Genomic DNA, 13697 nt, shown 5'->3' with positions numbered 1-13697 from the left:
CATCGGGGAGCCATGCGACAGACAGCGATAAGGTGGCATGAAGCGGGATGGTTAACGCGGGGGTAACATCTGACGGTGGCGGCGACGGGCGAGCAGCGGCCGAGCGACGGGTGATCCTGAGCTATGCGCCCGCGGCGGCGCGCGAGGGGCTGGTGGCGCTGCTGGCGCTCGACGACCAGCTGGCCGACGTCGTGAGGACGACGCGCGAGGCGATGGTCGGGCAGATGCGCTTCACCTGGTGGCATGGCGCGCTGACGGCGCTCGACACCGCACCGCCGCCCGCGCAGCCCGTGCTGCGGGCGCTGGCCGCGCATGTCGTGCCGCGGGTGCCGGGGGCGATGCTGGCCGGGATGGTCGAGGGGTGGGAAGAGCTGCTGGACGCGGGCGATGCGGGCGAGGCGGGGATGCTCGATCGGTATGCGGCGGGGCGGGGCGGGACGCTGTTCGCGACGGCGGCGCGGCTGGTGGGCCCCGAGGACGCGCGGGTGCGTGTCGCTGGCGAGGGCTGGGCGCTGGCCGATCTGGCGGGGCGTGCCCGCGACTCACAGCTGGCGGCGCGGGCGAGAGCCGCTGGCAACGAGCGGCTGCGCGGGCTGACTGCGGCGCGATGGTCGCGGGCGCTGCGTCCGGTGTCGGCGATGGCGCTGCTGGCGCGGATGCCGGAGGCAACGCCCGCGGCGCGGATCGGGCGGATCCTGCTGCATCGGCTGACCGGAAAGTAGCTTTCGGAAGCATCGGCCTTGCGATAGCCTTGCCGCTCAACGGCGGGAGAGCGGGCGATGCTGCGGTATCTGGCGGGCGTGGTGTCGGCGTTGCTGCTCGTCGCGGCGGGGGTGTTCGTCTATCGATCGAGCGCCACGGCGGAGGCACCCGCCACCCCGATGCCGCGCCAGGCGTTCGCCGCCGAGGTGCAGGAGGGTGCCGCCCCGGTCGAGGAAGAGCCACTGCCGCAGGCGAGCGCGCTGACCCGCGAGCAGAAGCGTTTCAACCGCGTCGACAAGGATCGCAGCGGGGTGATCGCGCGCGACGAGTATCTGGCGCCGCGGCGCAAGGCGTTCGCGAAGCTGGACGTCAACGGCGACGGGCGGCTGTCGTTCGACGAATGGGCGATCAAGACGACCACCAAGTTCGCCGGTGCGGACAGGGACAAGTCCGGCACGCTGACCCCGGCGGAATTCGCGACCACCGCGGTCAAGCGGTCGCCGCGGGCGCGCCTTCGCTGTCCGCCGCAACAGGCTCCGAACGAGGCGGATTGAGCCAGTCCGCCAGCGCCGCGCGGGCGCGGTCGGTGTACATGCGCTTGCGATCCGCCTTCTTGGTGCGGCCGGTGATCGGCGGGAACAGGCCGAAGTTGACGTTCATCGGCTGGTAGGTTTCGGCCACTGCCGCGCCGGTGATGTGATGGAGGAGGGCGCCCAGCGCCGTCTCCACCGGGGGCGGCGTGATCGCGCGGCCCAGAACCTCGGCTGCGGCGAAGCGCCCGGCCATCAGCCCGACCGCGGCGCTTTCGACATAGCCCTCACACCCCGTGATCTGCCCGGCGAAGCGGATGTGCGGGCGCGCCTTCAGGCGCAGTTCCGGATCGAGCAATTCGGGCGAGCGGATGAAGGTGTTGCGGTGCAGCCCGCCCAGCCGCGCGAATTCGGCATTCTGGAGGCCGGGGATCGTGCGGAACAGACGGACCTGTTCGGCGTGCTTCAGTTTGGTCTGGAAGCCGACGATGTTCCACAGTGTGCCCTGCGCATTGTCCTGGCGCAGCTGCACGACCGCATAGGGCCAGCGCCCGGTGACCGGGTGGTCGAGGCCGACGCCCTTCATCGGGCCGTAGCGCAGCGTCTCCTGCCCGCGTTCGGCCATCACCTCGATCGGCATGCAGCCCTCGAAATAGGGGACGTTCTCCCACTCCTTGAACTCGGTCTTTTCGCCCGCGATCAGCGCGGCGTGGAAGGCGTCGTACTCGTCCTTCGTCATCGGGCAGTTGATGTAATCGTGGCCCTCGCCCTTGTTCCAGCGGCTCTGGAACCACGCCGTCTCCATGTCGATCGAGTCGCGGTGGACGATCGGGGCGATGGCGTCGAAGAAGGCGAGCGCGTCGCTGCCGGTGGCGCCGGCGATGCTGTCGGCCAGCAGCGGGTCGGTGAGCGGGCCGGTGGCGACGATGGTCAGGCCGTCGTCGGGCAGCGCCTCGACGCGCTCACGGACGATGGTGATGTTGGGATGCGCCTCCAGCGCGGCGGTGACGCCCGCGGAGAAGCCGTCGCGGTCCATCGCCAGCGCCGAGCCGGCGGGCACCTTGTGCGCGTCGCCCTCCCGCAGGATCAGCGAGTCGAGCGTCCGCATTTCCTGATGCAGCAGCCCGACCGCGTTCGACGTCGCATCGTCGGAGCGGAAGCTGTTCGAGCAGACGAGTTCGGCCAGGCCATCGGTGTGGTGCGCCGGCGTGGTCGCGCCCGATCCGCGCATTTCGGAGAGTTTCACGCGGACCCCGGCTTCCGCCAACTGCCAGGCCGCTTCCGATCCGGCGAGACCGCCGCCGATGATGTGAACGTCGAATTTCATGAAGTTTGCGCTTGTGACCTGTAAAACGGGAAAAGTTCGAGGGGTTGGGTTCGATGGGGCGGCATAGGCTTTTGGGGCGGGGTAGGACAGTGCTGGCGTGGTTTATGGGGTGAATGCGTGCCGACCCCGCAGCTACCCGCACAAACGCTGGCCCCAACCCATCCGTTCGCCTCGAGTAGACGTCGAGCTTGTCGAGACGACGTATCGAGAGGTCAATGCCTCATGGAGAGGACTTCTCGATACGGGCTCTCGACAAGCTCGATCCCTACTCGAAGCGAACGGGTTTGGTTGGGGTAGGGTTGGTGGTGAAAGTTGGTGCCGGGGCTTGGGGCTTGGGCTTGGGCTGAGGCGGGGTTTTGGGGCTGAGTGCGTTGGGGACTAATCAAATCCCTCCGGCACCACCCGTCTCGCGCTCGCCGTGAACTCCGGCGCGACCGCATCCAGCCTTTCCGCCAGCACCGCCAGCCGCTTCACGGGGACCGCGGGGAACAGGTGATGTTCGAGGTGGAAGAACATGTTGTAGCTGACCATGTTGACCAGGCGGCTGCGCTGGGTCCGCGCGACCGGGCCGTCGTCGGCGCAGTCGTGGTGGGTGATCCACACCGCGAAGAAGGCGGTCAGGCACTGTGCGATCAGCATCGCGAGGATGTGGAAGGCGAGCACGCGCCACCCGGTCGCGAGCGTGGCGGCAAGCACCGCGGCATTGAGGGCGAAGTCGATCCGCATCCGGCGGCGCAGCGCCGGGCCGCCGGCGCGCCATGCCGCCAGATGCATCTCGACGGGGAATTTGGGACCGTAGAGCAGCACCCGCCAGCCGGGCATCGCGCCGGCCTTACCCTCCAGATCGTCGGGCTTGCCCACATGGGTGTGGTGGTGGAGGTGGTTCCACGCAACCGCGCTGTTCGATCCGAGCATCAGTGCGCTCAAGACATGGAGGACGGCGCGGTGGCCACGTTCGCCGAAGCCGAGGTTGCGGTGGATCGCCTCGTGATTCAGGCGCAGCGCGGTCAGGAAGATCATGAAGGCGCAGGGGAAGGCGACGAGCCACCAGCCGTGTGCGGCGGCGATCCATGCCACGGCGATCCAGGGGAGGGGGTGGAGGCATTCGACCACGCCGTCGGCGGGGCGCATCGCGGTGAGGTCTCGCCACGCGACGCGAGTGAGGAGGTGGCGGGTGGGGCGGGCGATGCGGGCGGCTTCCACGGATTCTCTCCCTTTGTGAACTACCGTCCCCGTTTGCCCTGAGCGACGTCAAAGGGCGTGTTCCGGGGCATGTGCTTCGACTTCGCTCAGCACAAACGGGTTGGGGGCGAAGCTACGGTTCAAGCGGGCTCTGCCCCTTCCCAGCGGATCACCGAGCGGGCGATGCGGGCGCTGGCGGCGGAGGTGAAGATCAGAGCGGTGGCTGCGACCAGACTTTCGTTGGCGAACATCGCGGCTATGACGATACCGATCGCGGTGCCGACCGCGGTCCATAGCAGCGGGCGGCGCCACGGGGCGCGGGTCAGGCCGAGTTCGCCAAGGATCAGCGTGCCGAAAGTGACTGGGATCGCCGCCAGGAAAGCCCCGATTGCCATCGTGAACGGTGCGAGAAACAGAGATATTGCGGCCACGCCTAGTCCGGCGACCATACCCGAGCGACCGGCTACTTCGGCGAACATCGTGAACGCGAGAAAGATCGGCCCCGCCGTCAGGCACGCCATCGTCGCAGCGGTCTTGCCGTGATGGACGCTCGGCGGATCGATGTCCTCGAAGCGCGTCACCAGGGTCCACTGCGGCGCCGCGCGATCCGGCGTCGGCAGCAGGTCATCGGCATCGGGGGCGAGCCAGAAGGCGTCCGGACAGGCGCGGTAGAGGGGGCCGTAGTCGCGCTCCCAATCGAATGCCGGTATCAAATCCGTCTTGACCGGCTTTTCTGTAATTACAGAAGCCGTGCGGCGTGTCGGATTGATTGTCGGCATTGCTAACCTCCTGTGCGATCAGGCTTTGGGCTTCTTTCCCGGGATCAGGCGGGCGACCTTGCCGCCCAGCTTCATCAGCGTGACCAGCGTCGGCTTGGGCAACACGCGGACCTGGTCGTACCAGGTGCCGAGCGTCCCGATGAAATCGTGCATCCGCCCGATGCGTTCGCGGATGTGGGGCGGGGCCGTCTTGTCGGCCGCCAGGCGCGCGGTGAGTTCGCCAAGCAACTGGATGGTCGGGTCGATCTCGCGGCGCTTGCGCTCCTCGGCGATGCGCATCAGCATCTCCCAAAGGTCGGCCTCGGCGACGAAATGGTCGCGGCGATCACCCTCTACGTGGACGCGGCGGACGATGCGGTAGCCTTGCAGTTCCTTCAGCGCGGTGGATACGTTGGAGCGCGCAAGGCCGAGCGCGTCGACGATGGCGTCGGCGGTCTGCGGCTGGTCCGAGAGGTAGAGAAAGGCATGAACCTGGCTGACCGAGCGATTGACGCCCCATTGCGTGCCCATTTCCCCCCAGTGGAGGATGAAGGCCTTTGCATCGGGATGGTCGGTCGGCTGCATCTGTCGTCCACTTCTGTAATTTCAGAAATTACGGCAGAGTCGTGATGGAGTCAAGCGGCGCGGTGCGCTGGGTCTGGATCGCGGCGATGGTTGCGGGGGTCAGCTACTCGCTGGCGGCGTGGAGCGGTTGGGACGGCGGCTGGGTGATCGCGTGGAAGGGAGCGGGCGTAGGCCTGCTGGCGGTGTGGGCGGCGGTGCAGGCGCGGGGGACGGACGGGTGGCTGATCGCGGGCATGCTGGCGCTGGGGGCGCTCGGCGATGTGTTGCTGGCATCGGTTGGGCTGACCGTCGGCGCGGTGGCGTTCCTGGCGGGGCATGTCGTCGCGATCATGCTGTATCGGCGGTACGCGAGGGGAGCCTTGCACGCGCCGGTTCTGGTGATCCCCGGCGCCACGATCGGGCTGGCGGCGGCGCTGACGCACGACGTCGGCGTCGCGATCTACGCCGCCGGATTGGGAACGATGGCGGAGTGCGCGTGGGGCAGCCGCTTTCCGCGTCGGGTGGCGTGGGGCGCGGTGCTGTTCGTGGTCAGCGACGTGCTGATCTTCGCGCGCATGGGGGTGCTGGCGGACAGCATCGTGCCGACGTTGCTGGTCTGGCCGACCTATTTCGCCGCCCAGGCGTTGATCGCGCACGGCGTCGTGTGGGCGCTGCGCGAGGAGGCGGCATGATCGATCATATCGGGGTGGCGGTGGGCGATATCGCACGGTCGCGGGCGTTCTACGAAGCGGCGCTGGCCCCGCTCGGCATCCGCACCCATCGGACCGAGACGAATACGCTCGGGCACGAGGCGGTGCTGATGGGCGACAGCGAGATCGGGTTCGTCATCGCGGGCGGTGAGACGGTGAGCCCCGGCCTGCACATCGCCTTCCGCGCGCGGACGACGGGGATGGTCGACTCCTTCCACGCCGCGGCACTGGCGGCGGGCGGGCGCGACAATGGCGCGCCGGGGCTGCGGCCCCAATATGAGGGGCGCTATTACGCCGCGTTCGTGCTCGATCCCGACTTCATGAACGTCGAGGCGGTGTGCCATCTGGAGAAGCACGGTGACGATCTACACCATCGGTTATGAAGGCGCGACGCAGGGCGAGGTGATCGCCGCGCTGGAGCGGGCGGGGGTGCGGCGGGTGATCGACGTGCGCCAGCTGCCGCTGTCGCGGCGGCCGGGATTCTCGAAATCCTCGCTCGCCGCGTCGCTGGCCGAGCATGACATCGACTATGTCCACCTGAAGGCGCTCGGCACGCCCAAGCCGGGGCGAGACGCCGCCAAGAAGGGCGACCGCTCGACGCTGGAGGCGGTGTACGCGGGGCAGCTCGACCTGCCCGAGGCGCAGGTCGCGGCGGCGCGGATGCGGGCGCTGGCGGCTGAGATGCCGAGCGCGCTGTTGTGCTTCGAGCGGGATCCTTGCGTGTGCCACCGCACGCTGCTGCTGGCGGCGGAGGGTGAGGGGGCCGAGGTGGTGGATCTGGTGGCTTGAGGCGCCCCTTTCCGTTCGTGCTGAGCTTGTCGAAGCACATTCAACGGGCGAAACGCTTTTGACAAGTGCTTCGACAAGCTCAGCACGAACGGGGAGAGGGGTGAGTGCGCCTAGGCGGCGGGTGGCCGCGCCTACCGCCGCGTCGCGAACCAGATGACGTGGCGGGGGCCTTTGCCGTTCTGGCGGGCGCGGACGGCGACTTGGTCGACTTTGAAGTCGATGTCGTTCAGGCGGCGGGTGAAGGCGGGGTCGTCGCCGGCTGACCAGACCGCCAGGATGCCGCCGGGCTTCAGCGCGCGGCGGGCGGATTCGAGGCCGGGGCGGGTGTAGAGCCGGTCGTTCGCATCGCGGACCACGCCGTCGGGGCCGTTGTCGACGTCGAGCAGGATCGCGTCATACTCGCCCGACGCCTCGCCGATGCGCTGCGCGACATCGCCGAAGGCGATGTGCACACGCGGATCGTCGAGGCAGCCGGCCGTCAGCGCCTCCATCGGCCCGCGCGCCCACTCGATGATCTGGGGGACGAGTTCGGCGACGGTCACCCACGCATCGCTCGGCAACGCCGCGAGGGCGGCGCGCAGCGTGAAGCCCATGCCGTAGCCGCCGATCAGCAGGTGCGGCGCGGGGCGAGGCCCGAGACGGTCGAGCGTCATCGTCGCCAGCGCTTCCTCCGATCCGCTCATCCGGCTGTTCATTAGCTCGTTGCGGTCGAGGACGATCATGTGATCGGCGCCGCGGCGGAAGAGGCGCAGGGGCTCGCCGCCCGGGACGGGGGCAGTGTCGAGGAGAATACGGGGGGTCATTAGCTGAAACCGTTCGTCCTGAGCGAAGTCGAAGGACAGGCGCGTCGCGTAGGTGCTTCGACTTCGCTCAGCACGAACGGGGGTTGGGGCTTACGTATCAGCCCGCGACGGGCAGCTGAACCTGTCCGTCGGCGTCGCGTTCCAGTGGGCTGTACGCGATCACCGCGTCGAGCGGCAGGGGTGCGTAGATGTGCGGGAACAGCTGGCCGCCCCGCGATTCCTCCCAGCGGATCGCTTCGCCGAGCGCCTCGACGTCGATTGCGACGACGTGGAGGTCGCTCTGCCCGGCGAAATGCTTGTCCACGGTCTCGGTCAGCTGTGCGGCGGTGGACAAGTGGATGTAGCCGTCGGCGAGGTCGACGGGCGCGCCGGCGAAGCTGCCGTCGGCCTCCAGTGCGTCCATCTGGGGACCGGTCAGAACCTTATAGGCAGTGGTCGGGTGCGTCATTGGCCGTTCTCCGGGCCTGCCGATAGGTCGTCGCCAGTGTCGGCGTCGGGGGTCGGCTCGGCAGGTTCCGCGATATCGGTGAGTTCGCCCGCGATCAGTTCCTCCGCCTCGTTCTCGGGCTCCGGCTCCTCGTCGATCCGTGCAGCAGAGACGACATGCTCGTCGCTGGCGACTCGGAACAGGATAACGCCCTGCGTATTGCGGCCCGTGACGCGCACCGAGCTGACCGTCGTGCGGATCAGCTTCGCCTGGTCGGTGACCAGCATCAGCTGTTCGCCGTTGTGCGCGGGGAAGCTGGCGACGACGGGGCCGTTGCGGTCGGAGCTGACGATGTTGGTGATGCCCTGACCACCGCGATTGGTGCGGCGGTATTCGTAGGCCGAGGTGCGCTTGCCATAGCCGTTGGCGGTGACGGTGAGGATGAATTCCTCCGCCGCCTCGAACTCGGCCATACGCTCGGGCGTGAGCGTGACCTCGCGGTCGCCTTCCTTCCACGGCGCGGCCTTCAGATAATCCTCGCGCTCCTGCGGGGTGGCGGCGAAACCGCGCAGGACGGAGAGCGAGATGACCTCGTCGCCCTCGCCCAGCCGCGCGCCGCGCACGCCGGTCGAATCGCGGCTCTGGAACTCGCGGACGTCGGTGGAAGCGAAACGGATCGCGCGCCCGCCCTTGGTCGCGAGCAGGACGTCGTCGTCCTCGGTCAGCAGCGATACGCCGATCAGGCGGTCGTCGGAGCCTTCCTCGAACCGCATCGCGATCTTGCCCGAGGTCCGAATGTTGGCGAAGGCGTCCATCGAGTTGCGACGCACGCTGCCCTTCGCGGTCGCGAACATGACGTGCAGGTCGCCCCACGCACCCTCGTCCTCGGGCAGCGGCAGCACGGTCGAGATCGTCTCGCCCGCCGCCAGCGGCAGCAGGTTGATCATCGGACGCCCTCGCGTCGCCGGCCCGCCCTCGGGCAGGCGCCACACCTTCAGCCGGTACACCTTGCCCGCGGTCGAGAAGAACAGGACCGGTGTGTGGGTGGAGGTGACGAACAGGTTGGTGATCGCGTCGGCGTCCTTGGTCGCCATGCCGGCGCGACCCTTGCCGCCCTTGTTCTGCGCGCGGAAGGTGTCGAGCGGGGTGCGCTTGATATAGCCTTCCATCGTGACCGTGACGACCATGTCCTCACGCTCGATCAAATCCTCGTCCTCGATCCCGTCGGCGGCGCCGGCGATCTCGGTGCGACGTGGGGTTGCATAGGCGTCGCGCACCGCGACCAGCTCCTCGCGCATCACCTCGTACAGGCGGGCGCGGTTGGCGAGGATTTCGAGCAGTTCGGCGATCGACCCGGCGAGCTTCGCGAGTTCGTCGCCGATCTCGTCGCGTCCAAGCGCGGTCAGACGGTGGAGGCGCAGGTCGAGGATCGCACGCACCTGGATTTCGGACAGGCGATAGGTGTCGCCGGTGACCTCGACGTCGACCGCCTCGACCAGGCGGATGTAGGGCGCGATCTCGGCGATCGGCCATTCGCGCGCCAGCAGCGCCTCGCGCGCCGCCGCGGGGCTGGCCGAGCCACGGATGATGCGCACCATCTCGTCGAGGTTGGTGACCGCTATGACGAGGCCGAGCAAGATGTGCGCGCGGTCGCGGGCCTTCGCCAGCTCGAACTTCGAGCGGCGGGTGATGACTTCCTCGCGGAAGGTCACGAATGCCGAGATGATGTCGCGCAGGTTGAGCAGCTCGGGGCGACCGCCGCGGATCGCGAGCATGTTGGCCGCGAACGACCCTTGCGCGGGCGTGTGGCGCCACAGCTGGTTGAGGACGACCTCCGGGGTCGCATCGCGCTTCAGGTCGATGACGACGCGGACGCCCGCGCGGCTCGATTCGTCGCGGATATCGCTGACGCCCTCGACCCGCTTGTCCTTCACCGCCTCGGCGATCTTTTCCACCAGCGCGTTCTTGCCCTGCTGGTAGGGGATTTCGGTGAGGACGATCGAGCGGCGGTCGCCGCGCTGTTCGGTGATGTAGCGGCTGCGCACGATGACGGAGCCACGACCGGTGGTATAGGCCGAGCGGCAGCCCGACCGCCCGAGGATCAGCGCGCCGGTCGGGAAGTCCGGCCCCGGCACGATCTCCATCAATTCTTCCGCCGTGACCGCGCCATTGTCCATGTAGGCCAGGCAGGCGTCGATGACTTCGCCCAGGTTGTGCGGCGGGATGTTGGTCGCCATGCCGACCGCGATGCCGCCGGCGCCGTTGACCAGCAGATTGGGGAAGCGCGCGGGGAGGACCGACGGCTCCTCCTCCTGCCCGTCGTAGTTGGGGACGAAATCGACGGTATCCTTGTCGAGGTCGTCGAGCAGCGAATTGGCGACGCGGGCGAGGCGCGATTCGGTGTAGCGCATGGCCGCGGGCGGATCCGGGTCCATCGATCCGAAATTGCCCTGGCCGTCGATGAACGGCACGCGCATCGACCAGTCCTGCGCCATGCGGGCCAGTGCGTCGTAGATGCTGCTGTCGCCGTGCGGGTGGTATTTGCCCATGACGTCGCCGACGATGCGCGCCGATTTGCGATACGGCTTGCCCGCGACATAGCCGCTTTCATAGGCGGAATAGAGGATGCGGCGGTGCACCGGCTTCAACCCGTCGCGCACGTCGGGCAGCGCGCGGGCGACGATGACGGACATGGCATAGTCGAGGTAGCTCGACTTCATCTCGTCGACGATCGAGATGGGGGTAATGTCGGAAGGGTCGGCGAGCAGGGTCTCGTCGGTCAAGGTGCCAGTGCTTTCGGTTTGAAACGATCGTTACGGCTCTAGCTGCCGGGCGACACACCAGCAACCCCGCGCGCACGCGTACGCGCGAGGGGGCGGCGTTGCCCCGTCCTACACTCCCGTTCGTCTCGAGTAGGGATCGACCCCGGACTTGATCCGGGGCCGTATCGAGAGAGGCTCTCTTGAGGCGCGACCCTCTTGATACGCCGTCTCGACAGGCTCGACGGCTACTCGAGGCGAGCGGTAGGGTATCTGCTACGGCGCGATCTCGGCGCCATCCCACGCGAAGATGTGCCCGCTGTCCTTGGGCTTCAGTCCGTCGATGACGTCGAGCAGCTGCACCGCGGCGCGATCGGGGGCGAAGAGATTGCCCGGGGCGACGTTGCCGCGGAACGGGGCGGAGAGCGGCGTGGCGACGGTGCCGGGGTGGAGCGCGACGACGATGGCGCGCGGCGACGTGCGCGTCGCCTCGATCGCGGCGTTGCGGACGATCATGTTGAGCGCCGCCTTCGCCGCGCGGTAGCCGGTCCAGCCACCCAGCCGGTTGTCGGAGATGCTGCCGACGCGCGCCGACAGCACGGCGAGGACCGGCGTGCCCTCCCGCGGGAGCAGCGGCAGGAAATGCTTCATCACCAGCGCCGGGCCGATCGCGTTAATGGCATAAGTTTGCGCCAGCCACGCGGGGTCGAGTTCGCGAAACGACTTTTCCGGGCCGTGGGTGTCGTCGTGGAGCAGGCCGGTCGCGATCAGTATCAGGTCGGGCGCCGGACCCGCAGCGACGCGCGCGGCGGCGGCGGCGATCGTCGCTTCGTCGGCCAGGTCGATATGGTCGGCGCCGCCGCGGCTGCGCGCGAAGCCGAGGACCCGCGCATACGCTCCTTCGTCGGCCAGTGCGGCCTCCAGCGCGCCGCCGATTCCCCCCGATGCGCCGATGACGACTGCCGATCCTGCCATCCCGGTGCGCTAGCTGGCCCGCGGTGCGCCGTCAAAGCGCAACCAAGTGGTTCAAAATCGGTTCATTTGGCGGGTGGCATCGCCGCCCCAGGCAGACGCTTGAACGCGGACGGCCCGGTAACTACAGCGGAGCCAACCCCTGGAAGAGGGGATGCCCAAGAGGAGATTTCGGAATCATGAGGCTCATCTCGAAGCTCGCGCTCGCCGCGACGCTCACCGCCGGCCTGGCGACCACCGCGGTGGTGACGCCCGCCGCCGCGCAGAAGAAGGACAAGAAGGGCGGCGATTCCGCCGGCGCCGGTGGCCCGCAGCTGAAGCTGTCGCCCGAATTCCGCGCGCCGCTCGCCGCAGCCCAGACCGCTCTGACTGCAAAGGACACCGCGACCGCGACCGCGAAGCTGGCCGAGGCCGCGCCGTTCGCGAAGACCGAGGACGAGCTGTACGCCTATAACGCGCTGAAGCTGCAGCTGATCGCGCCGGCCAACGACGCCAACGCGATGATCCCGGTGCTCGACGTGCTGGTGAAGAACAGCAAGACACCGGCGACGATGCTGCCGACGTACAACTATTACCGCGGCGCGCTGCCCTTCCAGCAGAAGAAGTACGCCGAGGCGCTGCCGTATCTGACGAAGGCGCGCGACCTGGGCTTCACCAACGAGAACCTGAACCTCCAGATCGCGCTCGCGTCGATGGAGACGGGTGACCTCCAGGGCGGCATCGCCGGCATCCAGAAGGCGATCGACGCCGAGGCTGCCGCGGGCCGCAAGGCGCCGGAAAGCTGGTACAGCGTCGCCATCGGCCAGCTGTACACGAAGCGTGACCCGCAGATGATTACGTGGCTGAACAAGCGCGTCGTCGCCTATCCGACCGCCAAGAACTGGCGCGAGGCGCTGGTGACCTATCGCGACGGCAAGCAGGTGAAGGGTGCGCCGGCGATGGATCGCGGCACGCAGCTCGACCTGTACCGCCTGATGCGCGCCACCAAGTCGCTGGCGGGCCGCGGCGACTATATCGAGTACGCCGACACCGCCTTCTATGCGGGTCTGCCGGGCGAGACGAAGTCGGTGATCGACGAAGGTCGCGCGACCGGAAAGGTGCCCGCGGGCGATACCGCTGCGGCGCGACTGCTGTCGGATGCCAACGCCGGTATCAAGAACGAGGGCTCGCTGACCGGGCTGGAAACGAAGGCGAAGGCCGCCGCCACCGGCAAGGTCGCCCTGCAGACCGGCGACGCCAACCTGGCGCTCGGCAATTATGCCAAGGCGGTCGAGCTGTACAACGTGGCCCTGCAGAAGGGTGGCATCGATGCGTCCGAGGCGAACATGCGCATCGGTATCGCCCAGACCCAGTTGGGTCAGAAGGATGCCGCGCGCACGGCGTTCCGGGCGGTGACAGACGGTACCCGCAAGGAAATCGCCAGCTTCTGGCTGACCTGGCTCGATACCGGCACGGTGGCCGGTGCCGCGCCGGCGGCCTGATCTGCTCGAAGGCATCCAGCGAAAGGGGGCGGCGCAGCGATGCGTCGCCCTTTTTCGTGTGCGGGGGGTGATCGGGTACCCGCTCGCCAGGCTAGCCGACCGGAATGCCGGGCTCCGATTTCGCCGTGCGGATCGTCAGCGACGTCTTCACATGGCTGACATTGGGCGCAGGGGTCAGCTGTGTCGTCAGCAATTCCTGGAACGCCTGCAGGTCGGTCGCGACGATCTTCAGGATGAAGTCGATTTCCCCGTTCAGCATATGGCATTCGCGAATCTCGGGGATGGTCGCGACGTGGCGCTCGAACGCCGACAGGTCGCCCTCGGCCTGGCTTTTCAGGCTGACCATCGCGAAGACGGTGATTGTGTAGCCGAGGCTCGCCGGATTGATCGCGGCGTGATACCCCTTGATCGCTCCCTGTTCCTCCAGCCCGCGGACGCGGCGCAGGCAGGGCGGGGCGGTCAGCCCGACGCGCTCGGCCAGGTCGACGTTGGTCATGCGCCCGTCGTCCTGGAGCAGCGCCATGATCTGCCGGTCGATGCGGTCGAAAGCCATCGTGTGTCGCCCCATAATATTCAGAATCATCAGCCCTACGATAATAAAATTACACGCGAACGCAATTGTCCCACATTGCGACGGGCAAAATTTGGCGGTTTCACCCGCAGACTCGCGGAGTTAAGAAATTCTTACGACGC

15 protein-coding genes are annotated in these 13697 nt (G+C 68.0%); 6 read left to right on the top strand and 9 right to left on the bottom strand.

The genetic code is table 11. The features are described from left to right. Positions 1-110: 110 nt before the first annotated feature. Positions 111-722 (top strand): squalene/phytoene synthase family protein, encoded by a 612-nt coding sequence (locus tag M9980_RS06355; RefSeq protein ID WP_250754528.1) that lies wholly within the window; start codon positions 111-113, stop codon positions 720-722. 57 nt (positions 723-779) lie between these two features. Next, positions 780-1256, top strand: coding sequence for an EF-hand domain-containing protein (locus M9980_RS06350; protein WP_250754526.1), 477 nt, complete (start codon positions 780-782; stop codon positions 1254-1256). Here the strand turns inward: M9980_RS06350 and trmFO are convergent. The 4 genes from trmFO to M9980_RS06330 form a co-directional block, all read right to left on the bottom strand. After that, positions 1192-2559 (bottom strand): methylenetetrahydrofolate--tRNA-(uracil(54)-C(5))-methyltransferase (FADH(2)-oxidizing) TrmFO, encoded by a 1368-nt coding sequence (trmFO, locus tag M9980_RS06345; protein ID WP_250754525.1) that lies wholly within the window; start codon positions 2557-2559, stop codon positions 1192-1194. The two genes, M9980_RS06350 and trmFO, sit on opposite strands and share 65 nt — an antisense overlap. A gap of 378 nt (positions 2560-2937) precedes the next feature. Beyond that, positions 2938-3762, bottom strand: a complete 825-nt coding sequence (locus M9980_RS06340; protein WP_250754523.1) for a fatty acid desaturase — start codon at positions 3760-3762, stop codon at positions 2938-2940. Between the two features lie 119 nt (positions 3763-3881). Next, on the bottom strand, positions 3882-4454 hold the full coding sequence (locus M9980_RS06335) for a hypothetical protein (protein ID WP_250754521.1): 573 nt from the start codon (positions 4452-4454) through the stop codon (positions 3882-3884). Positions 4455-4538: 84 nt separating this feature from the next. Continuing rightward, entirely contained in the window at positions 4539-5084 is a 546-nt protein-coding gene (locus M9980_RS06330; protein WP_250754519.1) for a GbsR/MarR family transcriptional regulator, read from the bottom strand. A gap of 44 nt (positions 5085-5128) precedes the next feature. On the opposite strand from M9980_RS06330, the gene M9980_RS06325 reads away from it, so the two are divergent. The 3 genes from M9980_RS06325 to M9980_RS06315 are packed head-to-tail and all read left to right on the top strand — an operon-like array spanning position 5129 to position 6562. Continuing rightward, the gene (locus M9980_RS06325) at positions 5129-5755 is read left to right on the top strand and encodes a lysoplasmalogenase family protein (RefSeq protein WP_250754800.1); all 627 of its coding nucleotides are present in this window, start codon (positions 5129-5131) and stop codon (positions 5753-5755) included. After that, positions 5752-6156: a VOC family protein gene (locus M9980_RS06320; protein ID WP_250754517.1), complete on the top strand. Its 405-nt coding sequence runs from the start codon at positions 5752-5754 to the stop codon at positions 6154-6156. The genes M9980_RS06325 and M9980_RS06320 overlap by 4 nt, the downstream gene beginning before the upstream one ends. After that, a complete protein-coding gene (locus M9980_RS06315) occupies positions 6131-6562 on the top strand; it encodes a DUF488 domain-containing protein (protein WP_250754515.1) in 432 nt (143 codons plus the stop codon). The genes M9980_RS06320 and M9980_RS06315 overlap by 26 nt, the downstream gene beginning before the upstream one ends. Positions 6563-6693: 131 nt before the next feature. Here M9980_RS06315 and M9980_RS06310 read toward each other — a convergent pair whose 3' ends face one another. The 4 genes from M9980_RS06310 to M9980_RS06295 form a co-directional block, all read right to left on the bottom strand. Beyond that, complete coding sequence (locus M9980_RS06310; RefSeq protein WP_250754513.1) at positions 6694-7365, bottom strand: spermidine synthase; 672 nt, start codon at positions 7363-7365, stop codon at positions 6694-6696. A gap of 97 nt (positions 7366-7462) precedes the next feature. After that, on the bottom strand, positions 7463-7813 hold the full coding sequence (locus tag M9980_RS06305) for a DUF952 domain-containing protein (protein ID WP_250754511.1): 351 nt from the start codon (positions 7811-7813) through the stop codon (positions 7463-7465). Then, positions 7810-10575, bottom strand: a complete 2766-nt coding sequence (gene gyrA / locus M9980_RS06300; RefSeq protein WP_250754510.1) for a DNA gyrase subunit A — start codon at positions 10573-10575, stop codon at positions 7810-7812. The genes M9980_RS06305 and gyrA overlap by 4 nt, the downstream gene beginning before the upstream one ends. Before the next feature lie 252 nt (positions 10576-10827). Then, positions 10828-11526: an SDR family NAD(P)-dependent oxidoreductase gene (locus M9980_RS06295; protein WP_250754508.1), complete on the bottom strand. Its 699-nt coding sequence runs from the start codon at positions 11524-11526 to the stop codon at positions 10828-10830. A gap of 176 nt (positions 11527-11702) precedes the next feature. Here M9980_RS06295 and M9980_RS06290 point away from each other — a divergent pair, with 176 nt between their 5' ends. Then, a complete protein-coding gene (locus M9980_RS06290) occupies positions 11703-13004 on the top strand; it encodes a tetratricopeptide repeat protein (protein WP_250754506.1) in 1302 nt (433 codons plus the stop codon). Between the two features lie 91 nt (positions 13005-13095). Here M9980_RS06290 and M9980_RS06285 read toward each other — a convergent pair whose 3' ends face one another. Then, positions 13096-13557 (bottom strand): Lrp/AsnC family transcriptional regulator, encoded by a 462-nt coding sequence (locus tag M9980_RS06285; RefSeq protein ID WP_250754799.1) that lies wholly within the window; start codon positions 13555-13557, stop codon positions 13096-13098. Positions 13558-13697: the final 140 nt, after the last annotated feature.

This window comes from Sphingomonas donggukensis (genome assembly GCF_023674425.1).
Lineage (GTDB): Bacteria > Pseudomonadota > Alphaproteobacteria > Sphingomonadales > Sphingomonadaceae > Sphingomonas > Sphingomonas donggukensis.
This window is presented reverse-complemented; position numbering and strand designations above follow the sequence as displayed.